This is a genomic window from Trichormus variabilis 0441, from assembly GCF_009856605.1.
Lineage (GTDB): Bacteria > Cyanobacteriota > Cyanobacteriia > Cyanobacteriales > Nostocaceae > Trichormus > Trichormus variabilis.
In genome coordinates this window covers 100146-123092 of the sequence record NZ_CP047243.1, presented here as the reverse complement: position 1 = coordinate 123092, position 22947 = coordinate 100146, and the positions used below count along the sequence as shown (strand labels likewise).

General features: G+C 40.6%; 28 protein-coding genes. 18 read left to right on the top strand and 10 right to left on the bottom strand.

The features are described from left to right. Positions 1 to 75: 75 nt before the first annotated feature. The 3 genes from GSQ19_RS26960 to GSQ19_RS26950 all read left to right on the top strand — a co-directional run bounded on the left by GSQ19_RS26960 (position 76) and on the right by GSQ19_RS26950 (position 2261). The gene (locus GSQ19_RS26960) at positions 76 to 243 is read left to right on the top strand and encodes a hypothetical protein (protein ID WP_153228425.1); all 168 of its coding nucleotides are present in this window, start codon (positions 76 to 78) and stop codon (positions 241 to 243) included. A gap of 102 nt (positions 244 to 345) precedes the next feature. After that, positions 346 to 972 (top strand): type I restriction endonuclease, encoded by a 627-nt coding sequence (locus GSQ19_RS26955; RefSeq protein ID WP_011316398.1) that lies wholly within the window; start codon positions 346 to 348, stop codon positions 970 to 972. Between the two features lie 86 nt (positions 973 to 1058). Beyond that, on the top strand, positions 1059 to 2261 hold the full coding sequence (locus GSQ19_RS26950) for an AIPR family protein (RefSeq protein WP_011316397.1): 1203 nt from the start codon (positions 1059 to 1061) through the stop codon (positions 2259 to 2261). Between the two features lie 105 nt (positions 2262 to 2366). On the opposite strand, the gene tnpA is transcribed toward GSQ19_RS26950, so the two are convergent. Next, positions 2367 to 2789 (bottom strand): IS200/IS605 family transposase, encoded by a 423-nt coding sequence (gene tnpA / locus GSQ19_RS26945; protein WP_011316396.1) that lies wholly within the window; start codon positions 2787 to 2789, stop codon positions 2367 to 2369. 46 nt (positions 2790 to 2835) lie between these two features. Here tnpA and GSQ19_RS26940 point away from each other — a divergent pair, with 46 nt between their 5' ends. Together GSQ19_RS26940 and GSQ19_RS26935 are read left to right on the top strand one after the other, a co-directional pair. Next, entirely contained in the window at positions 2836 to 4041 is a 1206-nt protein-coding gene (locus GSQ19_RS26940; protein ID WP_011316395.1) for an RNA-guided endonuclease InsQ/TnpB family protein, read from the top strand. 115 nt (positions 4042 to 4156) lie between these two features. Then, positions 4157 to 4480 carry a hypothetical protein gene (locus GSQ19_RS26935; protein ID WP_011316394.1) on the top strand — a complete coding sequence of 108 codons (324 nt, stop codon included), beginning with the start codon at positions 4157 to 4159 and terminating at the stop codon, positions 4478 to 4480. 66 nt (positions 4481 to 4546) lie between these two features. Here GSQ19_RS26935 and GSQ19_RS26930 read toward each other — a convergent pair whose 3' ends face one another. Together GSQ19_RS26930 and GSQ19_RS26925 are read right to left on the bottom strand one after the other, a co-directional pair. Next, positions 4547 to 5665 carry a hypothetical protein gene (locus tag GSQ19_RS26930; RefSeq protein WP_011316393.1) on the bottom strand — a complete coding sequence of 373 codons (1119 nt, stop codon included), beginning with the start codon at positions 5663 to 5665 and terminating at the stop codon, positions 4547 to 4549. Positions 5666 to 5711: 46 nt separating this feature from the next. Then, a complete protein-coding gene (locus GSQ19_RS26925; RefSeq protein ID WP_011316392.1) occupies positions 5712 to 6020 on the bottom strand; it encodes an HNH endonuclease in 309 nt (102 codons plus the stop codon). A gap of 180 nt (positions 6021 to 6200) precedes the next feature. Between GSQ19_RS26925 and GSQ19_RS26920 the strand changes: the two genes are divergently transcribed. From GSQ19_RS26920 to GSQ19_RS26910, 3 genes are all read left to right on the top strand, one after another. Then, positions 6201 to 6698 (top strand): hypothetical protein, encoded by a 498-nt coding sequence (locus GSQ19_RS26920; RefSeq protein WP_011316391.1) that lies wholly within the window; start codon positions 6201 to 6203, stop codon positions 6696 to 6698. A 76-nt stretch (positions 6699 to 6774) separates the two neighbouring features. Next, a complete protein-coding gene (locus GSQ19_RS26915; RefSeq protein WP_011316390.1) occupies positions 6775 to 7803 on the top strand; it encodes a WD40 repeat domain-containing protein in 1029 nt (342 codons plus the stop codon). Between the two features lie 186 nt (positions 7804 to 7989). Then, a complete protein-coding gene (locus GSQ19_RS26910) occupies positions 7990 to 8571 on the top strand; it encodes a Uma2 family endonuclease (protein WP_011316389.1) in 582 nt (193 codons plus the stop codon). A gap of 117 nt (positions 8572 to 8688) precedes the next feature. On the opposite strand, the gene GSQ19_RS26905 is transcribed toward GSQ19_RS26910, so the two are convergent. Together GSQ19_RS26905 and GSQ19_RS30145 are read right to left on the bottom strand one after the other, a co-directional pair. Next, the gene (locus GSQ19_RS26905) at positions 8689 to 9633 is read right to left on the bottom strand and encodes a PEP-CTERM sorting domain-containing protein (RefSeq protein ID WP_011316388.1); all 945 of its coding nucleotides are present in this window, start codon (positions 9631 to 9633) and stop codon (positions 8689 to 8691) included. Between the two features lie 779 nt (positions 9634 to 10412). Next, entirely contained in the window at positions 10413 to 10772 is a 360-nt protein-coding gene (locus tag GSQ19_RS30145) for a hypothetical protein (RefSeq protein ID WP_011316387.1), read from the bottom strand. 395 nt (positions 10773 to 11167) lie between these two features. Here GSQ19_RS30145 and GSQ19_RS26895 point away from each other — a divergent pair, with 395 nt between their 5' ends. Continuing rightward, complete coding sequence (locus GSQ19_RS26895; protein WP_011316386.1) at positions 11168 to 12085, top strand: restriction endonuclease; 918 nt, start codon at positions 11168 to 11170, stop codon at positions 12083 to 12085. Positions 12086 to 12121: 36 nt separating this feature from the next. On the opposite strand, the gene GSQ19_RS26890 is transcribed toward GSQ19_RS26895, so the two are convergent. The 5 genes from GSQ19_RS26890 to GSQ19_RS26870 form a co-directional block, all read right to left on the bottom strand. Further along, on the bottom strand, positions 12122 to 14242 hold the full coding sequence (locus GSQ19_RS26890) for a KAP family NTPase (protein ID WP_011316385.1): 2121 nt from the start codon (positions 14240 to 14242) through the stop codon (positions 12122 to 12124). 343 nt (positions 14243 to 14585) lie between these two features. Beyond that, positions 14586 to 15689, bottom strand: coding sequence for a CBS domain-containing protein (locus GSQ19_RS26885; RefSeq protein WP_011316384.1), 1104 nt, complete (start codon positions 15687 to 15689; stop codon positions 14586 to 14588). A 16-nt stretch (positions 15690 to 15705) separates the two neighbouring features. Next, positions 15706 to 16536, bottom strand: coding sequence for a KilA-N domain-containing protein (locus GSQ19_RS26880; protein WP_011316383.1), 831 nt, complete (start codon positions 16534 to 16536; stop codon positions 15706 to 15708). Between the two features lie 33 nt (positions 16537 to 16569). After that, positions 16570 to 18216: a hypothetical protein gene (locus tag GSQ19_RS26875; RefSeq protein ID WP_011316382.1), complete on the bottom strand. Its 1647-nt coding sequence runs from the start codon at positions 18214 to 18216 to the stop codon at positions 16570 to 16572. A gap of 176 nt (positions 18217 to 18392) precedes the next feature. After that, positions 18393 to 18722 carry a helix-turn-helix domain-containing protein gene (locus GSQ19_RS26870; RefSeq protein ID WP_104010077.1) on the bottom strand — a complete coding sequence of 110 codons (330 nt, stop codon included), beginning with the start codon at positions 18720 to 18722 and terminating at the stop codon, positions 18393 to 18395. Between the two features lie 370 nt (positions 18723 to 19092). Between GSQ19_RS26870 and GSQ19_RS26865 the strand changes: the two genes are divergently transcribed. The 9 genes from GSQ19_RS26865 to GSQ19_RS26830 all read left to right on the top strand — a co-directional run bounded on the left by GSQ19_RS26865 (position 19093) and on the right by GSQ19_RS26830 (position 22869). Then, on the top strand, positions 19093 to 20088 hold the full coding sequence (locus GSQ19_RS26865; protein WP_011316380.1) for a hypothetical protein: 996 nt from the start codon (positions 19093 to 19095) through the stop codon (positions 20086 to 20088). A 131-nt stretch (positions 20089 to 20219) separates the two neighbouring features. Then, entirely contained in the window at positions 20220 to 20543 is a 324-nt protein-coding gene (locus GSQ19_RS26860) for a hypothetical protein (protein WP_011316379.1), read from the top strand. Further along, positions 20536 to 20733, top strand: a complete 198-nt coding sequence (locus GSQ19_RS26855) for a hypothetical protein (protein WP_041457304.1) — start codon at positions 20536 to 20538, stop codon at positions 20731 to 20733. The genes GSQ19_RS26860 and GSQ19_RS26855 overlap by 8 nt, the downstream gene beginning before the upstream one ends. A 21-nt stretch (positions 20734 to 20754) precedes the next feature. Then, on the top strand, positions 20755 to 20952 hold the full coding sequence (locus tag GSQ19_RS26850; RefSeq protein WP_011316378.1) for a hypothetical protein: 198 nt from the start codon (positions 20755 to 20757) through the stop codon (positions 20950 to 20952). Between the two features lie 105 nt (positions 20953 to 21057). Continuing rightward, on the top strand, positions 21058 to 21225 hold the full coding sequence (locus tag GSQ19_RS30140) for a hypothetical protein (RefSeq protein WP_011316377.1): 168 nt from the start codon (positions 21058 to 21060) through the stop codon (positions 21223 to 21225). Between the two features lie 195 nt (positions 21226 to 21420). After that, the gene (locus GSQ19_RS30135) at positions 21421 to 21873 is read left to right on the top strand and encodes a hypothetical protein (protein WP_011316376.1); all 453 of its coding nucleotides are present in this window, start codon (positions 21421 to 21423) and stop codon (positions 21871 to 21873) included. A 74-nt stretch (positions 21874 to 21947) separates the two neighbouring features. Beyond that, complete coding sequence (locus tag GSQ19_RS26840; protein ID WP_011316375.1) at positions 21948 to 22163, top strand: hypothetical protein; 216 nt, start codon at positions 21948 to 21950, stop codon at positions 22161 to 22163. Then, a complete protein-coding gene (locus GSQ19_RS26835; RefSeq protein WP_011316374.1) occupies positions 22160 to 22414 on the top strand; it encodes a MerR family transcriptional regulator in 255 nt (84 codons plus the stop codon). Before GSQ19_RS26840 ends, GSQ19_RS26835 begins: the two co-directional genes overlap by 4 nt. Further along, the gene (locus GSQ19_RS26830; protein WP_011316373.1) at positions 22414 to 22869 is read left to right on the top strand and encodes a DUF1392 domain-containing protein; all 456 of its coding nucleotides are present in this window, start codon (positions 22414 to 22416) and stop codon (positions 22867 to 22869) included. Before GSQ19_RS26835 ends, GSQ19_RS26830 begins: the two co-directional genes overlap by 1 nt. The last annotated feature ends 78 nt before the right edge of the window (positions 22870 to 22947 follow it).

The following is a 22947-nucleotide window of genomic DNA, read 5'->3' as shown; positions in this document are numbered from 1 at the left end:
TTACTAGACCTCACAGATATTAGGGACTTCTGAATAAAAAATATACATCCTCTCGGTAAGCAGTAGCACAAGAAGGTGTCATACCAATTCACAATTCGCTTCGGGGCTAAACGCCCCGCTACCGTTGGCGCAGCCTCTGTCTACGACACGCTCCGCGAACGTAGAGAAGGGCGCAATTCGCAATTAAAAAACTTAGATGCAGCAAAGCTTTCGCGATTTACATCTGTATCAGTTTTTTCGTGAAATGGTATCAAAAAAGAAATTACCAAACATAAAGTTGCTGACTATCCAATTTTTTATTGCCTACTATATAATACAGATGTATTCTTTATTCCTTAATTAATTATGGTACAAACAATCCAAGCGTGGGATATCAGTCTTTACGAACTAGAGGAAACTTTTGGATTAGAGTTAGTTACCGATAGTAATTTTTTCCCAGAATGGAGAGAAAATTTACCGTTACTAACTGATATTGAAAAAGCATCTTTAGAAAGAGTAAAAAGCAATTATTCAAATTTAACTAAACGCCGCCCCATGTCTGAAGAAGTAGTGAAGATGGTTGTGTTGTCACCACTACTTGATTTAGCTGGTTTTTATCAACCCAGTTTCGAGATTGAAACAGAAACTTCCACGGAAATTTCTGCTGTAGATGAAAACGTTATTGTTAAAGGTAGTATTGATGTTTTAGTTGTAAATAAAAGACTGTGGATACTTGTTATTGAATCTAAAAGCACTAAATTCGATGTGATATCTGCACTACCTCAAGCACTTGCTTACATACTCGACACTCCCAATGCTGAACGACCAACTTTTGGTTTGCTTGTCAATGGTAGAGAGTTTGTTTTTATCAAGCTAGTTCAGGCAGAAAATCCAAAATATGCTCGTTCTGATGCTTTATCTATAGAAAAACCAAATGAGATTCAACAAGTTTTAAGTGTACTAAAAAAAATTAGTGAATTAATTTTGCTGTAGCAATTGTGAGTTGTTGGCTAGTGCAATTTGCTCCTAAATTTTGTATCCTTCTTTAATATCAACTGCGCTCCCACACCAAAGAAACTATGCCAAAAAATTGGGCTTTGAAAATAGACCAGTTTTTCAATGCAACTTCCAATTGCATTATCGCTACCGTTCACGTTGACAGCTTTCCCGCCGACCTACCCCTAGAACCGAATATTCGGGAACCAAACAAAAAAAGTTCGACATACAGACAAATTTTTGACTCACTGACCACCGAACCCGAAAAGTTCTTCGAGCGGCATAGCGGAATTGTATTGTGTGCCAACAAGGTCAAGCCCAACAGTAAAAAGACACAACTAGAATTAGAGATACTTGAGGCATCCGAGGGTGGTAGCGACGGCATCATTAATGGTGGGCATACAGTTTTAGCGTTTGAGCAAGCTAGAAATTATAAATATGACCTAACCGAAGCCAGAGTCAAAGTCACAATTCATATTGGCTTAACAGAAGATGAGGCTAAGGATATCGCTCTGGCATCAAACACATCTGCCCCTGTGGATGCGCGTTCTAAAGTCAACGCCAGAGGCGACTACAAATTCCTCAAGCAGTTTTTAGCGCAATTGGAACGTGAGCAAAAGACAAAGTTCAGAATTGCGTATTACCAGAACCAAAGTGGTGCGCCTAAGAGTCCGCAGTGTAACGTCAACCATTTGATTAAGTTGATGAACTGTTTGGATAGGAATAAATACAATCCAGACTCTAAAAGCAGAACCAAGCACCCACCTGTGAGTAACACCCCATCATTGAGTGAGACGGAAAGACAACGGTTGTCGAAATTGTTACCGTTATTGTCCAAGGGGTTATGGATTGAGCAACGACTATTTCAGGTAATCGAGGAGCATATTACCAAGCCTAAAAGAAAGGGAGTTGTTGACCTCGCCTCCATCGACCCGCGCAAGAATACACTACTGCCCGATAGCAGATATTCCTTCGGCTTTTCTGCGCCGGCTGATATTGCTATGCCTATTGTTGCTGCCTATCGGGTGTTTTTGGATGAACAGTACAACTGGATAATACCTTTTGATGACTTTGCTGAAGATTTTTTACAGCATTTGTGGAATAACTATTACCGCAAGTATTTGGTGTCAGAAAAGTTGGCAGGCAATACAGTTGGCAGCAAAATCTGTCGTAATCCCGTCATTTGGGATAACCTCTACGTTTCGGCGCAAAGTTATCTTAATCAGCAGTTGCTTAAGATGGTTGGCTCCAGCACAAAGCGTGAAGAATTGAAGCTGGTGAATTGACGATAATTATTGCTCTATCTTAATGGAGCAAGAGGACTCCCGTTACAGTCGCAAGACTTAACGGGATGATGAATTGCGACCAACATAAAAATTGAGCGCAGCGAATCATTGTTTTGGTTGTTCTTGGCTCTCAACGTAATTCTTTAATTGCTCAACCGTGACACCACCACAACTAGCCACAAAATACGCACCAGTCCAAAAGTAAGGCTTGTTGTAGAAGTATTTTTTAGCCAACCAGGGGTATTCTTTGCGAATTAATCTACTACTCACCGTTTTGATATTTCCAATCAGTGTTGAGAGTGGCTTGTCTGGTTTGTAGTCAATTAATAGATGTACATGGTCTGCTTCGCCGTTGAACTCCAGCAATTCACAATCCCATTTTTTAAGGGTATCCGTGATTATTTCTTTCAACCTGGTTAGTATTTCTGCATTGATAGCTTTTCTGCGGTACTTTACAACCAAAACGATGTGAGCGTTAAGCTTGTACATAGACCTGAAACCGTGATGATACATATATTGACAAGACATAGCGGTAAATAGTTTACTATCATAATAGTTTCTCAACAATGTATTGATGTTAGACGTACTGAAGGTCAGAATTTATCCAAACAAAGACCAGGAAACATCCTTAGCTAAAAGCTTTGGATGTTCCCGCTTTGTTTGGAATTTTTACCTCAATAAAACTAATACTCAATACGAAGAAACAGGTAAGGGTATGACTTACCTTAAGATGGCGAAAGACCTTACCCAATTAAAGAAACTAACTGATTATGAATGGCTACAAGAACCAACTGCTGCTGTTCTACAACAATCACTCAAGAATCTGGAATCAGCGTTTAAAAACTTTTTTGGAAAACGCGCAGGATTTCCAAAATTCAAGAATAAGCATTCTAAACAGTCAATCCGATTCCCTGAAAGTTGTTCAATTAAAGAGGGTGGCTTAAAACTACCCAAGCTTGGCATTGTTAAAGCTAGTCTTTCAAAAAGCATCAATGGCAAGATTAAATCTGTAACTGTTTCTAAAATAAGTACAGATAAATATTTTGCCGCAATATTATTTGAAACCGGAGATTTAACAAACACCAAGGAAGGAAAAATATCAGGAATTGACCTTGGGTTAACCAGTTTAATAACTGTGTTTGACGGTGAAACTTGTTACAAGGTTGACCCAATCAAGCCTACTAGAAAATATGCTAAACGACTGCGAATTAGACAGAAAGCTTTGTCTCGTAAAGTTAAGGGGTCTAATAATAGGCGTAAAGCAGTTAAAGTAGTTGCTAAAGTTCACGAAAAAATATCAAACACAAGACAAAATTTTCTCCATAAACTCTCACGAAAGTTATGTGATGATAACCAAGTCATAGTAGCTGAGAACCTTTGTCTTAAAGGATTGGCACGTACCAAATTAGCCAAGTCAATACATGATGCTGGTTTTGGTATACTGCTTAATTTCGTTAGCTACAAACTAGAGAGAGAGAGGGGTAAATTTATCCAAGTTGACAGATTCTTTCCCAGTACAAAGCTTTGTTTCTGTTGCGGATATAAGAATGATTTGCTGAACTTAAGTATCCGCGAGTGGATTTGTCCAAGTTGCCAAACAACCCATGACAGAGATGAAAATGCTTCACGGAACTTGAGAGCAGAAGGGATAAGAATACTGTCAACAAATACTGTGGGACACACAGAATTTCAAGCTTGTGGAGAAACAGTAAGACTCGTTGGTACTTGTGCCAAAAAGCGTGTTTCTGAGAAACAAGAATCTCCCGCTACATTGCTTTAGCAATTAGCGGTGAGAGTGTCAATTCCAAATTGATACCTATGCAGAAGCTAGAAAGCCTATACTGTAAGGTATCTGCAATTTTTATTATTTTAATTCGCTCCTTATTAAAATTGCCATGACTGATACACCAAGTAACCGACTAGACCGGATTGAGGCAATTCTAAGCACAGTAGCATCTCAACAACAGTTAAATACTCAGGCGATCGCCCAACTGACAACAAAACTGGATAGTCTCAGCGATAATGTTAACGACTTGACTAGTAATGTCAATTCTGTATTGGCTAGGGATGCCATACTAAATGATGTGCTGCTAGAACTACGTGATAGTCACGAACAGCACCAACAGAATTTTGAAGAACACCAGCGAACTACTAATGCTGCCTTAAACCAGCTTGGGGCTATTTTGGTACAGCTAACAAGGATTGACCCGCAAAATTGAACCTTGTCCCAAAAAGTTCTAAATTTCTCTAATTTTCTTTTCTATAGACAACTTGGCTGTTGAATATCAAAGTTTAGTCAATCCAGCTTTCTTAAGCCGGGAGAGTAACCCTGAACGAGTGCTGTAGTCCTTCTGTATTTGTTGAATACTAGCTTTAAATTCCTCTAATGACCCTTGATATTCCGCCAAATCTCGTAAGTCAATGAGATATGCAACTGCTTGCTCGTAAGGTTTAGATTGCTTCAGTTCTATTAATCTATATACCTCCAACCACACCTTATCTTCTTTTAAAGCCAGTGATTCTAACTTACGTACTTTCTCTTGTTGTGCTATTAGCAATTCCTGCTTAGTACGGTGTTTATTTTGCTCTTTAGCACCTTTTAATAATTCAGTTACAGAGCGTCTAGGAATATTATCATAACTAGAATTTTTTGAAGACTTAAATATTTCCCTTAATCTTTTTATCAGCTTCAGCTTAACATTAGGTTCATCCTTGACTATTTTGAGGAGAAATTCATTTTTTTCTGAAGATGATAAAGCTTGAATCCATTCTTCTATTGGTTCAACTTCAGATTTTTGAGAAACACTTAGCTCAGTTGCGGATGTTATGAGATCCTGATCGATATCAAAAAATTCTATAAAATCCTCTAGATAGACTGGTAGTTTTTTTAAATTTGCCGGAACAGGTGGTTCCAGCAAATCTTCTTCTTCCTCAGTGATGGATATAGAAGTAGCTTTTAACCACGCAAGATATAAAGCTCTTAAATCTCCCTGCAAAATGTCGTCTCGAATCTGTAAGAACTTACTTAAGCAACCTTCACCTTCTATCCAAGTCCGATATTCTTCATCATCAATATTAATATCTAAAATTACATAGCTTGAGGTTGTAGATACTGTAATTTGCTCAGGTAAACAGTAAGGAGCAAAAACTGATGAATCAATCACCGATTTTGGCAGCCGAAATACTAATTGTCTAGTACCCCAATTTGCCATATATAACATAACGTCAAAGCACTTTTCTAAAAGCTCCTTGGGTTCACCTCTAAAGTCACCATAACTGTAAGTGAAAATTGCACTTCTTGATGTTAGTTGTACACGGCTAGAGAGACTACTAATATACGTTTGCTCTGATGTAGTTAATGGACGATCTAATGCTTGAAATTCGTAATACTGATATTCGCTCATCGTCTTTATTGATTATTTTTATATCACCGCAAAATAAAGTTAAGTTCTAGCTAACTTTCTGCTCTGCAAACAGTGACAACTGCCCAGGAGAAACGTTGCCTCTACTAAAACAGTGGTAGGACAAGTGACAGCCACTACATAGACAAACTAAGTTTTCTAAGCGATTATCAGACGGGTCTCTGTTCCAATGATGTACTTGTAACGTATGGGCTTTGCGTTCAGAAAACGTTAAATTATCGGGTTTTTCCCCTGGACGCAAGCACACTCTACCGCATTTGGCACAGCGCCAGTTAGAGGCCGCTTTCAAAGCTGTGGCTATTTCTTTCCAGTTGTTTGGATAAAGATCCTGACTCATAACAGTGTTCTTGCAACTGAGGAAGCTGGTAAATGGCTGAATCACTACAAAAGCTTACCGCATTCATCAAGGCAATTCAAATACTGTTGCGATGGCAATGGCGATCATAAGAAGGCGATCGCCATAGTTCACTTCACTGAACAAGGCACTTGCTACAATCGAATCAATTGAAACTGCCAAATGTTTTTTGCAGATATGTCCAGTTTTTGGTTTTGGGAACGGGATTCAGTAGAATACGAGATATTCAAGAAATATGAACGGGCATTAGTTACCATTGGTGTAAACTTTTCTCTTGAGCAAGTTAGTGAAGCCCTAGAAGGTTGCACTTGTGGGCTAGAAGATGCGTTTAGAAGCACCATCGACTATGCGCTGTGGTTGCAAAAGAATGAAAAACAAGTTTACCCAAACGCAATTTTGATTCGTGCTTTACAGGAACAATGGAAGCCGATGGCATGGTCTGATGACTACCTGGAACTACCAAGCTTAGAATCACCTGGACAAAGGTGGTGGAATGCCGCCGCTAAATTATGGGGGTACGATTTACGTAATCAACTTGTTGCAGATGTGTTTTATGATGACGGCACAGAATTTATCAAGTTCACCAACGGCAAAGAAATTACTTTAGAGACTGCATGGCGTTGGGAATGGGAACGAGTGCTGGAATATGCGACTAATTAATAACTGAGGTTGCTAATGGAACAGCTCGTAGTTTAATGAGTCGAGTCAGATAGTAAGCTTAAGGGATTCCCCGGCTATGACTCTCAACCGTATTTTGTGGAATTACCTAATAGCCCCAACAGTAATCACTATTGCTGTTTGCGGTTGCACTACACAGACTCCCAACACTCAGGATTTAATTGCTCAGTCGCCAAAAGATAGCCAATTAGTCCGTACTTTATCAGCACGGTCTGATTCAGGTTATTCGGTTGCGTATTCTCCAAGCTCTGTGGGAACAATTCTTGCTAGTGCTGGTGCTAAAAGCATTAAGCTTTGGAATCCTAACACGGGTAAACTATTGCGTACTTTATCAGGACAAGCTTTTACTGTCGGCTTTAGCCCAGATGGTCAGATTCTCGCTAGTGGTTCTCAGGACGGCAGCCTGAATTTGTGGGATGTTCAAACAGGGAAACTCATCCGTACACTCCAACACTCAGAACCAGTGCTTGGTGTAGTCTTTAGTCCAGATGGACAAACTCTGGTTAGTAATCTTGATCTCGGATCTATCATCAGGCTGTGGAATTGGCGTACTGGAGAAATCATCCGCATAAAGGATGACCCTGACGCTTATCAAAAAGGATTTGAGAACTTCAAAACTCAACCAGCCACTTTTAGCCTGGATGGTCAGACCTTATTTGCTACAAGTGGTTCTGGTTCTCTGCTCCAGTCTTGGAATCTGAAAACTAGTAAACGAACAGGTAGTTTCGAGGCGAAATCATCAATTAATGCTGTCGCTATCAGCCCAGATGGAAACACCCTAGCTACTGGCATTCGGGATAATGCAATTAAGCTGTGGAATATTAATGATGGTAAACTCATTCACACTTTAACTGGTCATAAAGGTCAAGTCAGAACTGTTGCCTTTAGCCCAGATAGAACATTACTGGCTAGTGGTAGCTCTGATGGCACTGTCAAATTGTGGAATGCTACTACTGGTAAAGAAATCAACACTTTTACAGCACACAAAGAACAAGTTTGGTCTGTGGCTTTCAATCCTGATGGCAAAACACTTGCTAGTACTGGACAAGATGGCAGTGTTAAGATTTGGGGTGTATCCCCACAATAAATCTACGAGCTTAGTAACCTTGTTCACCACCCACCGGATACCGCCACATCATCTCCTGCAATCCCATAGCTTCCCCATCCGGCGTGTATTGAGCCTTTTGTTGAGGTGAAGGCCAATTAAGAGATACAGCCGTTCACAAGCTAAAATTTGCTAGAATTTACATTTGAAAGTGTAAAAAAAGGGGTTATGACCACAGCAGTCAGAAAATTTACCCTTAATGAGTACCTGTCCTATGATGATGGCACAGATACCAAGTACGAACTTGTGGATGGAGAATTGGTTGAAATGCCACCAGAAAGCGATAGGAATAATTTAATTTCTCTTTATCTCCTGTCGCAGTTTCTCAAGTTTATCCCCATTCAACTCATCCGCCATAAAGATACAGAACTGGTAGTCATTGGCAATCGAACTCGTGTGCGACTCCCTGATTTGATGATATTGACACAAGAATTATTTGAGGCGATCGCGGGAAGACGAGCAACTATCACTCCAGATATGCCTTCCCCCGCAATGGTAGTTGAGGTTGTCTCACCAGGAAAGGTAAATGAAGATAGAGATTACCGTTATAAGCGTTCTGAATACGCTGCCAGGGGGATTCCTGAGTATTGGATTGTTGATGCCGAAAAAGCCCGAATTACTTTATTGACTTTGGTTGATGGACTATATGAAGAGTCAGTGTTTCAGGGAACAGACATGATTAGGTCAGCAACTTTTCCAATGCTGGATTTAACGGCATCACAGATTTTAACTGCTGGACTGGTTCTTTAATTACCTCTGCTGTCATGACTGGCGAAAGTAGCAGATCAGCTTAAGTGTTTCTGAGAGATTGGTTGCGACAATGCTCCGTCCGACCGGAGATCATCGCAGTTGTTGGAATTAGAAAGTTTACAGTAGAAGGTTAGGAGATTTTTCTAGTTTTCTACTGGTGGATTTAGAGCGCTTGAATTTGCGATTGAGGGTTGATGCTGTGCCTATCGTACCAAGAGCTAAAAGACCAAGTAGGGAAGAGGGTTCGGGAATAGGTTCTTCATGTTGTTGTAAGAAGTTAACTGGAAATTCATTATCTCCAGGATTACCTATTCCTTCGATATTAGCAATTAGATATGAAGCACCTGGAATATCAAAGGGTAAATCAATAGTAACTGTTTCTCCTGGTTGTAAACTCCATCCTAAGTCATTATTATTAAACACATTGATTTCGCTGAGTATACTCTGTGAAAATAATTCAGGCTCAATCAAATTAGGGCTTAAGCCAAGAGTAATTTTATCTATAAATAAATTAACATTTCCATCGTTGCTAAAAGTATAAGTTGTTATATCATCAAGAATATCTCTATTAAGGCTCCTTGTATTACTTACTTTATTTTCTACTACAAATCCTGCTAGACCTAATTCAGATTGCAACGGGTTATTTTTTCCTCCCGCCCCAGTTAAAAAAACTTTTTCAGTCAACCATTTAATTGCGTTTTTCTTTTTAGAGTTAACCAAAATATCGACAAAAATAGGTTCTGAAGGATCGAAGCAAAGGAATTTGCCATTCTTTATGAAAAAAATATCTTGATCAAATGAGCTTAACCCCTCATTAACTATTGCTATAGGGTCTAGTCCCTTAATGTTGATATTTCCTCCGAGTATTTTTTCAAAAAGACCTGGTATCCTAAAACCGATATTAACATCACAAGCTTGTTGATTAGATAGGTTTTTAATCACATTACCAGAAGTTCTGACATCTATAGCTAATGCGCTTTGAGTCTGGCATCCTATCCAACTAAAAATGGCTATACCAAGTGTAGCTGCAAGACAATTGTTAATATTTTTCAGATTTTTCATTTTTATCTAATTAAATGAGTTCTGCGTAGTGGGTCAGGCGATACAGTATGCGATCGCTTTCAAGTTTGCATTCATGTAGATATGATCCATTCAGTGACAATGCACTCAAAATGGATTTTTCAAGTAGATAAACTAAGCTATCAGCCTTTTAATTAGTTACTTAAAAAGTGACAGCAAGTTTTATTTAACTGATGCTATAGCCAAAGCTTTAACTGGTGACGTATTACCAACAAGATAATCAAACAGCACCTTTATTGAGTTGCTAAGGAATGATTGATTATATCTTTCTCTGGAGAAAACTATTGCTAATATCGTTTCTCTTATTTCAAAAATAGGGAACCTTTAAAAGATGTTCTTAAGCATCCGCTTGCTGTTTTTCACAGTACAACATCTCATGAAGTTTACGGTTAATTGTCTATATAAAATTAGTAATTTTTACCTAAATTTTAATTATCACAGTAAATAATATGATAATGCACAAAAATGTTTGATTTAAAAGAATTTTTTGTAAATCTTTAAGTAAAGAAATATTAAAAATACTATCGCTAGAAAACAATTTAGATGCGTTTTCGGTAGCACAACTATATTAACAATCTGCGGCAATCATTTACGGTGAGCAGAACGCCATCGCATCCGTTATTGGTTTATTGTTTTACCCTTTGTCCCACTTAATCAACTTACCATTCACAACAAGATAAGCCCACTTCGGACACTTTCGCACCAATCCCTTAATTACAATCTGCAAGGCCGGATCATCAGCCCAACATTCCATCAGCAGATCATCCCCAGGATTTTCGCGCCATTGTTCCGCTATCTTCAATCACCGGACACCGCCGCATCATCTCCGCCAACGCCACCGCCTCACCATCCGGCGTGTACACAGTGTCCCCCGACATCGCAATCACAATCCTGTTTTTCCTTGCCCACTCGAACCAAGCAACTACACCAGACTTAGCCTGCTGTACTTCCGGCTTCCTCCCTTCTTTGCAAGCAGCCACAAACACAGCCTCCGGTGACTTAATCCCTTTCCAAGTCCGCACGGCCTCCTTGAGATAAGCAATCGCCCCCGGCACGTTCTCCCAATACCGCTTGACTGTACGCTGAATATCTCCCCGTTTAACCGAAACTGCGGAGTACAAGGTATTTCCCTCAACTGCTGCAATACGAACTGAACCTCCTGTTAACTTGGCTGTAGTGATTTTTCCATCGGATCAAGCAGCGATCGCATATAGTTCTTTTTGGCTCACTATACGCTAGGGTCGGGTCTTCTGCTAAGAGCGATAACCTTAATTGATCATTCATTTATAAGCTTGTTGGTTTGTGTAGACAGAAAGCCTTAAAGTCTGTTGCCAACTTAAGTACGCCTTATGTGAATTAAAAATGCCCTACCGATAGCAAGGGTTTCAGGCTGTGGTTTAGCCAAGATGTTTAGCTATGTTGACGTATTTACGCCTTTCCAGACTCCAACTCACATAAGACGTTAAGTATAAATTGCTATCCTCCAGTAAGATTTTACTCCCACTGACAAGCCTGTATGCCCATCCCTGACTACCAAGCGATAATGCTACCGTTACTCAAATTTACCACCGACCAGAAGGAACACTCACTACAGGAAACAATTGATGCTTTAGCAGATAACTTCCAATTAACTGAAGATGAACGAAAAGAACTCTTGCCTAGTGGCCGTCAACCAACTTTTAATAATCGTGTAGGGTGGGCACGTACTTATTTAAAAAAAGCTGGATTAGTGGAGTCAACTAAACGAGGTTATTTCCGCATAACTGATAAAGGAATTGATACTATTAAAACTAATCCTGTTGAGATTAATGCTAAATTTTTAAGACAATTTCCAGAATTTCTAGAATTTCAAAACTATACTCAACAATCAGAGGAAAGCGCATCTAATGGTAGTGGGAATGAAATAAATACAACTCGCACACCAGAAGAAGATGTAGAGCTTGCCATTCAAAAGCTGACAAAAGAATTAGCATCAGATTTACTACAGATAATTAAAAATTCTTCTCCTGCTTTCTTTGAAAAACTGGTAGTCGATTTATTAGTTAAAATGGGCTATGGCGGTACTCGCAAGGATGCAGGCAAAACAGTAGGGCGTAGTGGCGATGGTGGAATTGACGGCATCATCAATGAAGACCGTCTTGGCTTAGATGTGATTTACATACAAGCTAAACGCTGGGAAAATTCTGTAGGCCGTCCTGAAATTCAAAAGTTTGCTGGTGCTTTGCAAGGGTTTCGAGCTAAAAAGGGTATGTTTATAACAACATCAACATTTACAAATGAAGCTAAAGACTATGTTTCAAGAATTGACAGCAAGATTGTTCTGATTGATGGTGAAATGCTTACTCAGTTAATGATTGAAAATAATGTTGGTGTTACGCCATTTACTGTATATGAAGCCAAGAAAGTTGATTCAGATTATTTTACAGATAGTTAAAGTAGTTTTTGAAGCAAATGGATGATTTGGCTTTTCTTATTCTTGCATCATTTTGTATTTTGTTATAAATTTATTTAATGATATCTTCAAATTTTCTGCTAATCTGCTTTGTTCAGTTAAATCTTGAACTCTAGCAATTACCTCATCTGCGCTTAAGTCAGACAATAACCATTGAGGAAAAATCATATCATTTTGTGCAATAGTAAGAAAGTTTTCTAACAAACAAATTAGTTTTTGGTCTTCCTTAAGAATTTCTTTTATCCATTGATTTACTTCTTCTACATTAGCTAAATCACGCCAAAAAGCTAGGATATGAAGCAATTTAGGTGCTTTAAGTAAACTTTCTTGTTGTGCAGCATTTCGTACTTTATCCAAAGCAAGCTTCTCGATTTCTTCTAATTGTTGTGTATTTACAACTCTTTGAGCTTCAGGCTTGTCTCTTCTATATTCATATTTTCCATGCTGCGACCCCAGAGATACAACTTGGTGTACTATTGTTGCAATTGCATGACCGTTGAATATGACTTTTTTTAATATTTGTCCTCTTTCTGATTTTTCAATTCTTTGCAAAAGTTGATTTATTAATAATTCTATTTCATATTCATTACCTATGGAAACAAAAGAATTGTTCTCATATTCAATATCCCACAGTTGATCTCCAACTTCAAAAAAAGCCTGTAAAATAGGTTCTACATCATTTAAAGGAATATCTTTATCTACATAATCTCTTAAACGGTCTAGAAAAACATTAATTCTACTTATACCATCAGGACGCATCTGGGCAGATAATTCTACCAGTTTAGCTCCAAATGCCTGACAATTATTTGCTAAAGCTAATATAGCTTGCATTTCAGAAATAGATATATTACCTTCAGGAATTGCTAAACGAAAGTAAACAGGGAAAACATCTGCACTGCATATATGAAGATATCTTCGTTTATTTTGAAAATAATTATCTCCTAAAGTTATATTTATATTACCTGATTTTGGAAAAATTTTTGTTAATATAAATTTGACTGCATTTCTATCTCTTTCATTAATTTGATTAATCCAAGTGTTATGAAATTCCTTTATTTTTTCTTCGTCTATAATCCTTGGTACAGTTAAAAATCTAACCCCAAAAGTGAATAATTCTGGATTATTACGAATAATATTATATACAGTTGGGTAAAACAGCCTAATAGTTTCAATAGCAACGAAATCAACGAAATTAACTTCTCCTTTAACTCCTGGATATGTCACCATCAAGGTATTTGCTAAACGTAATATACTACGAGGTGTAGTAATAAAATGCTCTATTCCTTGCCAATAAATTTCTAACCAATATTTTTGGTCAAATAGTTCTTCTGGAGTACCAGAAATTATTTTGTTTAGTTGGCTATCAAATAATCTGGAAAGCTGTATTCTATCAGGAAGGGGCAGTTCAAAAGAAACCTGAACAATTTTCTCAAGATAAACTTCTCCATTTATTTTCTGTATTTCTTCAAGAGCTTTGATAACAACTTCTTTATCAAAAAGTAAAAGATAAACAACATTAGGAAAATTAGCAACTGCTTTAATTACCCGAAACAGTTGTCTAATCTCTTCAGCAGTCAATCTATCTATATCATCAATAACAACTAAAATACGTTTTTGCTGCTTTTTTAGTGTTTCTTCTATTTCCTGTTTTAATTTATGTATATCCTTTGGACTAATGACTGTTTTTACTGTTGCAGCAAAACCTTTTGTCCATAAACCTGGAACTGTAGAAACTCTCTCTGCAAAACTTTCTATCTGGTTTTTAAATTTTCTCCCAAGGGATTGCCATTTCTCGTATAATACGCCTGATAATTGCTCAAAAAAGCTTTTAGTAAGGTCTTCCTGCCCAGAAAACCACCAAGGATTATACTGCACAATTATTGGTTGTTCCTGCTCAGGCTTTTGCTTGAGGTAGTGTATTATAAAATTTAATAAAGTTGACTTACCTAAACCCCAAGGGGCATAAACTGCTATCACTAATCCATCTGGCGGAGACATTTTGCAGATGCTTTCTGCAAGATTCTTGGCGAATGGAGCATAACCTAATTTGTCATCTTTTGGGTCACTTAGAGGTTTATCTGCCGATAAAATATTTAGAGTATCAGGCTCCAAACTGAAGCTATCTTGCCCTTCAAACATACAGTTATGCTCACATGAAAATTTTCACTGGTTACAGTCTTAAATTTTTATCATGCTATACAGTAATGTTGAAACAAAATTAAGTTTTGCTAAATAATCGTGCAGATGCAAATTGAAACGCTGAGACATCAAAGCTGATATAGAAAATAGTGACGGATCTTTACAGCATTAAAGTAGGAGCATCTGCTAAAGTACACTCTTTATTTTTGATAGCGATCGCTACTCCTCCCACTTTAGCACCACACCATCGACTGCCACCAACCCCCACTGCGGACACTTCACCACCAGTTTCTTGATCACAATCCGCAAAGCTGGATCATCAGCCCAATACTCGCTCAAAAACTCATCCCCAGGATTTTCGCGCAACTGTTCTGCCATCTTCAATCACCGGATACCGCCGCATCATCTCCGCCAAAGCCACTGTCTCACCATCCGCCGTATACACAACTTCCCCCGACATCGCAATTACAATCCTCTGCTTCCTTGCCCACTCGAACCACGCGATCGCCTCCGATTTAACCTGCTGTGCTTCTGGTTTCCGTCCCTCCTTACAAGCTGCAACAAACACAGCCTCCGGTGACTTGATACCTTTCCAAGTCTGCACTGCCTCCTTCAAGTATGCGATCGCCCCTGGCACATTGTCCCAGTACCGCTTGACTGTACGCTGAATCTCCCCATTAAGCCGAAACTGTGGGGTACAAGGTATTTCTCGTAACTGCTGCAATACCTCCTGAACCTCCTGTTGAGTAGGCTGTACTGATTTTTCTTGTGGCTCGGCGTAATCATCATCACTATCATGAAAATTTGACCCAAACGGGGCGGCAGAAAAATGGCCTTCATGAGTATCTGTCTCGCTAGTCGAGTCAACCTGTACTGATTCATCAACGTAGTGAGAGATTTGGGGTAACTCTGGTTCTTGGGTTTGCCCTGCTTCTTCCTGCTCACATTCCAAATTCTCGGCTTCCTCATACTCACTTTTTTCAAGCTCAACAGCACTGTGTTGTTGTGAAGTGAAGTCTTTGAGAGGGAAGTCTTTGTTATGATCTGCCGGCTGTGAGCAGATCGATGTGAGCAATTTGGACACATCGATCTGCTGATTTTGACAAATCCGATTCCACAAGGCTTGTACGTTCTCGACGTTAACGGTGAACCAGTTCGCTTGATACCAAGTTTTCTCACTGTGCCGGCACACATCAATCAACTTGAAATTATCCCGCAAGTTGGCGATCGCTCGTCTAATTGCAGAAGGCTTGAGAAACGGTAGAGTTTCGCCCCAATCCTTGAGCGTCTTCCAAAACCAACGTCTACCGTCACGCTTGATGTGTTTGGAGATTTGGCAAAAATAATGAATCTGCTGAAGTATCATTGCTTCGGTTAAACCAATCTCTGCGGCTAATAGTGGCGGAACCAACAGAGGGGATTCTGGAGTGATTAATTTACTGGTCATATTTTTAACTCAATATCTAAAATGGCATATTTTCTTGGTCTTCTTCGGGCGCTTGTGACCAAAATTCCCTGAGTGCTTGGAGTTTCGCTGCCTGCAACTGCTGTTTTTCTTGGGGCGATACTTCACCAACTAACTGCGCTACTTCATCGCGTTGCCTTTGCTTCATTTGCTCAGTTGTGACAGCAGGTAAAGCCAAGGTTTCATTTTTTGTAGATGGTCGGAAGTTGCGGCGACGGAATAAAAACCGGAAATGACGTTTATCTTGCGGGGGCAACTGGTTCCAGGTTTCGGCATCCCAGCCGGGGGGCATGAAGTCGGCTGACGGGGGCAGCAGGGTTTGGACTTGGGCTTGCAGTTGTGCGATCGCCTCCAATGCAGTTTCTAATTTGCTCTCCAATTCCCGAACTTTGGAATCAAGCACTGTTGATTGTCCTTTCAGCACCCATTCTTCAACCCATTGCTCGACCTGATAGCCGAACTCATCCGAAAGCCAAATGCCAAATCTGACTGCCAGCTTCGGATGTATCCAAGTGCCACCCCCATTCTCAGGTGAACCCCGAAACGATTGATATAACTCAATTACCGGAATCCCGGTGATTGAACTCAGGTGATTTAATGTTTCTGTTGTACGTTCCAATTCCAGCCAATGAGCAACATCACGCCGCTTGCCTGTGGCCAATTTGTAAGCACTACTCAAAGCAGTAGCATTGATATAACCATCGCGTTGTCGTTGCTCTACAGGTGAGCCGTGTAAGGAGCGTGAAATAATTGTGATTGCTGTATCCATAACCAATTCCTCTAATTTTTGACGCATGAAAATATCAGCAGCCATTGATTTATGCCGCATTCGGTTGTTTCGGTTATTCCGTAGTCGTGAGTTCTACAACAGGCGCAACTCGTCTTTGAAATATCGGTCTGTCTTCTTGCCTCTATCGCGCCAATGCTCCCAAGCCACCCAGACCTCATCCCCCATGTCTTCGATGACTTCACCCTTGGCGTTATATAAAGCGCAGTAAATGTCAGCATGGGCAACAATAGAACCCAGCCCAATCACTTCGTCATCAAAAGAACCAGACTCGGTAAGGGCTTCGTGAGAAACCAATGATTCCGTAATCTTGGAGGATTCGGTTTTCTCCAAAGCGGTGATTAACTCCGTCTCTTCTGTTGTCAACTCTGCCCAGTAGTCGGCTTTGATAACTTCGTATTCCTGCGCCACTTCTAAATAGTCCCACCAGCTACACCCAGGCTTGGCAAGCACCGCCCGAATATCACTCACCGCTTGGGGTAACAGTTGTAATTGTTCCGCACGATAGGCGATCGCCTGTGGATTCGGTTCACTACCCAAAATTAACGCCGCAGCTTGTAGGGCTTGGGTATGATTCATGGCACTGGCGAGATTGCCCAAAGCAATACCCATCAGGCGTAAGCACTCTTGGGCATTTTCCTTGGGTGGTTCCTTCGCCAGCGATCGCAGGTCAATGGTTTTGTTTAAAGCTTGCTTAACCCCTTTGTTTAAAGCCTTCGCCGCCTGCTTGGTCAGAGTATTTCCCCACTGCTGGGTGGGATTTTCTTGTACAGCATTCTCCAATTCCTGAATACGCTGTTTGAGTTGTTGGTTATCGTATTCCAACTGTCTCAATGCTTCCATCTCGTCCAATCGTTGCTGTAGCTGGATGTTCTGTTGCTTCTGCTGCTGAAACAGGTTTTGTAAAGCGGTCAGTTGTTCTTGTACTTGCTCTTCTGCCTTGGTTGTAGCTTCGGAGAGTAACCCAATCCTTAACTCCTGTTCTAGCCGTTGTAATTCCTGTTGATGCTGCTGTTTTAGTTGTGCGATTGCCTCAGAGTATTCCGGGGGAAGTGTTCTCTCACTGGGGAAAGAAACGCTGGGTGCATCCAAATCGGCGTTATTTACCAGTTCCTTACTACCGTCAGCAAAAGTTACAATCTGCTGCCAGTGGTTGGGCGGGCCTGCTTCGATTGTTCCTGATTCTCCATGTCTGTGGTGAGTTGGTGATGTAACGGTGACTCTTGCAGATTCAGGAACCATTGGTTCTTGAATTTTAGGAACCATTGGTTCCTGAGATGATGCTTTTTTACGTGGCAGTTGAGGAACTACTTTTCTCGCCGCAGCCGCAAAGTCTGATTCACTGGGGTTCGGGTTTTCTTGCAGAGCGATCGCTACGGCTTCTTTGAGCTTGTCTGGTTCCTTGACTAACCGTAGTAAAGGACGAGCCTGACGTTCATTTTTGATGTGTTCGCCTAATTCGCCAACTGCATCAATTACTTTTTTGGCTCCCAACAGTTGGGTGATTCTTCTGTAGCCACCCCAGGCTGATAACTCAGCTTGGCAGTATTCCTCAAAACTTTTATAGCCAGCTTCACGATGAAGCTGTTGATCTCGCATCTGCAATATTTCCTCAACAGCTTGCCACTCAAAGCGGTCTATGGTGGTGAAGGTTTCTTTGATGCTGCTGTTGAGAAGGCTGTAGTCAGGGGTTGATATTTGTTCGTGGTCTAGTGTCAGCATATTTCTTGCCCACTATTTGGTAAATGCACAAAAACAGTCGCGCACACATAGCCAAAGTGAACATTGATGCTGATCTAGCGGATTACACCAAAAATGTGTCAGCATTATATGTAGCTCACTTTGTTGTCTAGCGATTTGAGCAGGCGATCGCATTGCTTTGGACGGCGGCGATCGCTTTATGCTGCTATGTCCTTCGCTTCTTCTTGGATATTTTGAGAAACTTGGCCTTTTTTTGCTGTAATTTGCTGAGTTTGCTTTGGTTTGTTTTCTTTAGCTATCTCCCCATCTTGATCTGGAATGTAAACAAGTAAATCTCCAGGCTGACAATCCAGGAACTGACAAATTGCATTTAGTCGGTCAGGTGACATCCGAGGCATAACATCAGTTTTTCGTAACCTGTAAACGGAAGTTTCAGTAATACCGATACCTTCCGCTAAGTCTTTGTTTCTCACCCTGTTTTGGGCCATAACTTCATGAAGCTTCCAGCGAATCACTCTTTTATCCATCGTCATTACTCCACAATCCTAATATTCGTAGTGGTAAAACGATTAATCTTCTTTTGGCTCCTACAAAAGTTATTGTACATGAAAATACTATTAAATTACATCCTGCTACTAATAATATACGTGAGATGTTGACAAAAATATGCGCCTCACGTATATTAGTAAATGGAAAGGGTAATACAAAACCAAGTATCCTACACCCTCATGCCAATAGAGTTTGCCAGCACAACCCATCGAACCTTGAAAATTCAAAGATACGCACAATAGACAGAAGTAATTCATCCTTAACTTCTGCAACCATGTTTTCTTGTCTTGGTAGTGCTTGAATACTATTGGTTTTGAGTTTCTTTTTTAATGGCTACGCCAAATTTCCATGAGTGCGTTGTGGCTCCCCCACAACTTTGCCCGTAAAAACCAAAGACGACCGCCCACCCTGAGAAAGTTTGCGATCGCCTTATCCTATTCGGAGATCAATATTATGACTTACATTGCAAATAGACAGCAACCCCTCAGCGTACAAACCCTAGCCCAAGCTGAACTACAGCAATACATCACAGAACAAGCCGAAGCTGTAGCACCAGAAGAACTCACAACAGTCGAGATTAACTCGCATCACTTTGAAGTCTACGCAGGCAAACAACTCATTGCATATATCACCTACGACAACACCGACTTTGTAACCCAACGCTGGGTAGTCATGGTGAACGGTGAAGAAAAGTTTCGCCACTTTGCTATTTCCAAATGCCACCGCTTCATCGACTGGCATCACAAAGACGGTACGCTCAATCCAACAGTCTCAGGCGAAATCCCAGAAGTCCCGACCATTTCCGAAATCTGTTTCTACGATCACGAAGCCCTCGTTGATGGTGAATTAGTAGCCAGTATCAGCTTTGACTCAGAGAATCACGAAGACTTATACTGGCGAGTCCTGGTCAACAACATTGAGATTTTCCGCGACACTACCTCTGCAAAATGCCACAGCTACGTCAAGCAGCAGTATCAGCAAGGCACATTACCCGTGCAACAGCTATTTGTAGAACCCTGTACTACTGGCAATGAAATCATGGCGCAGATTGCCGATGAATGCGAGAAGCACGGGCTGGAACTGTTGGACGACGGGGTTTATCGCGGTGATGTACGATTGGGAGAAGTCGGTTGCACAGATGGCAATTGGTGGGTCATCCGCGCTTCTTCAGTTGGGCAACAGAAGGCTACGTGTGAGTCGGCGATCGCTGGAGTACGGGTACTGTTGCAAGTCGAAGTGGTGGACTGGGACGAACTGTTAGATAAACCATTCGACCAACTCAGTGCTGACGAATGGCTGCTGGTGATGGAGTCTGAGCCAGTCAGCGAATTAGTAGCGGCTTAAGGGAGTTAGTGGGCAGTATTGCCCACTAACTTAAATGAAGCTGAACGGGTTCAATATAACCCTTCGTTTTGGAATCGTCTTTAGCCAATTTCTCTCAAAAGTCTACCAATCGCTTCACCCATCAATTCATCATGCAACCCACCATATCCATCCCAAAACATTGGGACTATCCGCGCTTTGTCTTTGGTCAACGCACCCAGCAAGGAGTCATTCTTGGACTCGAATATTATCCTCCTGACACTCAGTTGGCTTATCAATACGGTCATGGCTGGCGTTATGGGCTTATGCCACATAAGCAGTCTGAAGACATATTCCACTACCAGGAATCGCAACTTAAGCAACTTTCAAAGCAAGAATTACTTGCACAGATTACAGCAGAACTCGAACAACACCAACAACAAATCATGATTCTGCAACAGCAATTAGCAGCTATTAGAGGAGGGAACAATGGCTAGACCAAAGAAGGGCGGTAATGATTTAACTGCTGCCAATCTGTTGTATTCCTTGCGCTGTCGTGGCGGTTCTGCACCCTTGCATACCATCTATTTCTCTAACGTTGCTATCCAATCGTTATTAGAGCAAAAGCTAGCGAAAGTTAAAAATACTGGCTGCGGTTTTGTGTTGGAACTTAACGAAGAAAAATAATCAGCACAAGGAGAAAGTTTTATGCCTGAAGTTAACTTACTCGATTTAGTTAGTGTCACTCAATATCTATTATCCCAAATAGCCAAACATCCAGATTTACTCAAGCTGGAATATTACCCAGATTTAACAGTTGGTGACGCTGAAACTGCACTGTCTTATATCAGGGATGAGCTAGAAAACGAGCAACAGTTATCTACTATTGCCAAGGTTCCTGATTAGAAGAAACTTGCCCGAATTAATCACTGAAAATTCGGGCAATTGCTAGTATTCATGAACTTAACATCTTACTACAGCAATCTGATTATTGCACACTAGAGGTTAAAGATGAAAACTGAAATTAAACTAGGTCTATGTAATCCACCAGAACCTTTTTACTTGTACGTCAAAAATGGGGAAATAAGTGGTGAATCTTACTTGTGGTATCACTACAACATAGAACAAGATAAAACCATTCCTGTACATCAAAAGGGTTTAACGGGTTACTTGTCATAACTGCGAGTAACAGCAAAAGAGTATAGAGGAAAAGATAACGTTAAGCTTGATATTGTCATTGCTGCTGATGAAGTTTACATCATCCGCACTGGCATAGAAACTAACTTTGCGAAGACATTTTTACTCTCAGCATCTCAAGTTTACGACTTCTCAAAACCTCTAATTATTGCTGCTACAGCCGGAGACGAAAACGTCGTGTTTTGCCGATTATATGATGCGGCTACCAAGATTAGAATCCGCCGAGAATGGAACCCTATGGCTGACTGGGCTTCACTCATTACCGAAATTCAATCAAGATTAGGGGGCATATCTTCATCTGTTGGACTAGCACCAGAACAGCCCCCGCATCCCCAGGATTTACGGGTGAAGTATATTCGCACTTTGTTAGATTATCCACTTGATTTAGTCAAAGAGTATTTGCAATTTCAAGATGCAACTAGCCCCAGTCAATTACCTGTTACTAAGGTGGATGCTCTCGTCAAAAATATGTGTCTTGCCTGGGCTGCTAATTATGTGGAGAATCCTCATGAAGCTAAAAGTTTATATCAACAGAAGGTGGTTGATTTGGTTGCTAATGGGGATGATGAATTGACAGCGATTAACCAATGGATGCAGCAGGTGCAAGGGGCTAACGCTGGGATGGCTTAGGGACATTTATAGGAGTCATAAATCAGAGTGTTTATGGCTCCTATTCCTACTTATTAAGTACACACGATTTAACCATGAAAGTCATCGTTACTGTCGTCGAGAAAATTACAAGTGAAGCTCACATTGATATCCCAGACGAGTTGACCCAAGAAGGAATCAAGCAAGAAATAGTTGACAGATACAACTCTGGCCAAATGCAAACTGATTTCAATATTGCTCAAGTCGATTTTATATCCATCAGCGCACAGATTTTAATAACTGAATCCAAAGAATCTGAGGCAACTGTATGACTAAAAATTTCACTCACTCAGAAAAATACAACTGTCATCAAATCGCCAGTGTTCTTTCGCTGAATTTGTCTACTGTACGGTTATGGATCAACCGGGGCTGGCTCAAGGCAAACAAGCGTTTCCCAAAGCATTACGAAATAAGGGTAGTCCATCTAAAAGAGTTTTTAGAGAACCCGCCGCAGCAAATCAGAAAACGCATTGCCAGTCTGGATACAGCAGCTATTGATTATCTTTTGAAGGGGAAAGTGTAATGGAAGCTATCACTGAACTAGAAAAATGCTGGTATCTCTCACCGTCTTGGGGTCAAGAGATTCCCTCGGTTGAAATCAACTTATTTGAAAAAGTCTACTTCAAAACTGATAGAACATTCGGCTACTGCTGTGGAGTGCAGTGGTATGGCGATTGCTGGAATTACATTATTGAGATCAAAAATGACTTCATCTACGCCACAAAAGATCAAATTATTGCCACCGGTAATATACAACCCAGCACTGTGAAAAAACCTTCTTTCGTGTTGGGAGAGCGGGTACTGTTGCAATTTGGCGATCGCGGTACAAAGCAAAGGCTAATTCTGGGGATTGAGTTAATCGAAAAGTCCTGGTTTTATCTGGTGGAGTTGGCATCACCTAGTTTTTCTGCATCATCCACCATGACCAATCGCTTTTCTTTGGTGCGAGAAGAAGACTTGGTGCGGGTGAGGGTCTGATGTTTTCAATGTTCGATAGTCAATAATTAGACGGCTCATCATTCTCGTGCTGCACCATAATTTAACGTTGCTGATTGA

Coding starts and splice junctions, on each gene's coding strand:
- GSQ19_RS26925 (WP_011316392.1), bottom strand. CDS start 6,020: ATGAGTCAGGATCTTTATCCAAACAACTGGAAAGAAATAGCCACAGCT.
- GSQ19_RS26950 (WP_011316397.1), top strand. CDS start 1,059: ATGCCAAAAAATTGGGCTTTGAAAATAGACCAGTTTTTCAATGCAACT.
- GSQ19_RS26835 (WP_011316374.1), top strand. CDS start 22,160: ATGACTAAAAATTTCACTCACTCAGAAAAATACAACTGTCATCAAATC.
- GSQ19_RS26880 (WP_011316383.1), bottom strand. CDS start 16,536: ATGCGGCATAAATCAATGGCTGCTGATATTTTCATGCGTCAAAAATTA.
- GSQ19_RS26885 (WP_011316384.1), bottom strand. CDS start 15,689: ATGACCAGTAAATTAATCACTCCAGAATCCCCTCTGTTGGTTCCGCCA.
- GSQ19_RS26840 (WP_011316375.1), top strand. CDS start 21,948: ATGAAAGTCATCGTTACTGTCGTCGAGAAAATTACAAGTGAAGCTCAC.
- tnpA (WP_011316396.1), bottom strand. CDS start 2,789: ATGTCTTGTCAATATATGTATCATCACGGTTTCAGGTCTATGTACAAG.
- GSQ19_RS26850 (WP_011316378.1), top strand. CDS start 20,755: ATGCCTGAAGTTAACTTACTCGATTTAGTTAGTGTCACTCAATATCTA.
- GSQ19_RS26890 (WP_011316385.1), bottom strand. CDS start 14,242: ATGTTTGAAGGGCAAGATAGCTTCAGTTTGGAGCCTGATACTCTAAAT.
- GSQ19_RS26870 (WP_104010077.1), bottom strand. CDS start 18,722: ATGGATAAAAGAGTGATTCGCTGGAAGCTTCATGAAGTTATGGCCCAA.
- GSQ19_RS26935 (WP_011316394.1), top strand. CDS start 4,157: ATGACTGATACACCAAGTAACCGACTAGACCGGATTGAGGCAATTCTA.
- GSQ19_RS26860 (WP_011316379.1), top strand. CDS start 20,220: ATGCAACCCACCATATCCATCCCAAAACATTGGGACTATCCGCGCTTT.
- GSQ19_RS26855 (WP_041457304.1), top strand. CDS start 20,536: ATGGCTAGACCAAAGAAGGGCGGTAATGATTTAACTGCTGCCAATCTG.
- GSQ19_RS26930 (WP_011316393.1), bottom strand. CDS start 5,665: ATGAGCGAATATCAGTATTACGAATTTCAAGCATTAGATCGTCCATTA.
- GSQ19_RS26910 (WP_011316389.1), top strand. CDS start 7,990: ATGACCACAGCAGTCAGAAAATTTACCCTTAATGAGTACCTGTCCTAT.
- GSQ19_RS26905 (WP_011316388.1), bottom strand. CDS start 9,633: ATGAAAAATCTGAAAAATATTAACAATTGTCTTGCAGCTACACTTGGT.
- GSQ19_RS26865 (WP_011316380.1), top strand. CDS start 19,093: ATGAGTGCGTTGTGGCTCCCCCACAACTTTGCCCGTAAAAACCAAAGA.
- GSQ19_RS26940 (WP_011316395.1), top strand. CDS start 2,836: ATGTTAGACGTACTGAAGGTCAGAATTTATCCAAACAAAGACCAGGAA.
- GSQ19_RS26920 (WP_011316391.1), top strand. CDS start 6,201: ATGTTTTTTGCAGATATGTCCAGTTTTTGGTTTTGGGAACGGGATTCA.
- GSQ19_RS30140 (WP_011316377.1), top strand. CDS start 21,058: ATGAAAACTGAAATTAAACTAGGTCTATGTAATCCACCAGAACCTTTT.
- GSQ19_RS26955 (WP_011316398.1), top strand. CDS start 346: ATGGTACAAACAATCCAAGCGTGGGATATCAGTCTTTACGAACTAGAG.
- GSQ19_RS26830 (WP_011316373.1), top strand. CDS start 22,414: ATGGAAGCTATCACTGAACTAGAAAAATGCTGGTATCTCTCACCGTCT.
- GSQ19_RS26875 (WP_011316382.1), bottom strand. CDS start 18,216: ATGCTGACACTAGACCACGAACAAATATCAACCCCTGACTACAGCCTT.
- GSQ19_RS26895 (WP_011316386.1), top strand. CDS start 11,168: ATGCCCATCCCTGACTACCAAGCGATAATGCTACCGTTACTCAAATTT.
- GSQ19_RS26915 (WP_011316390.1), top strand. CDS start 6,775: ATGACTCTCAACCGTATTTTGTGGAATTACCTAATAGCCCCAACAGTA.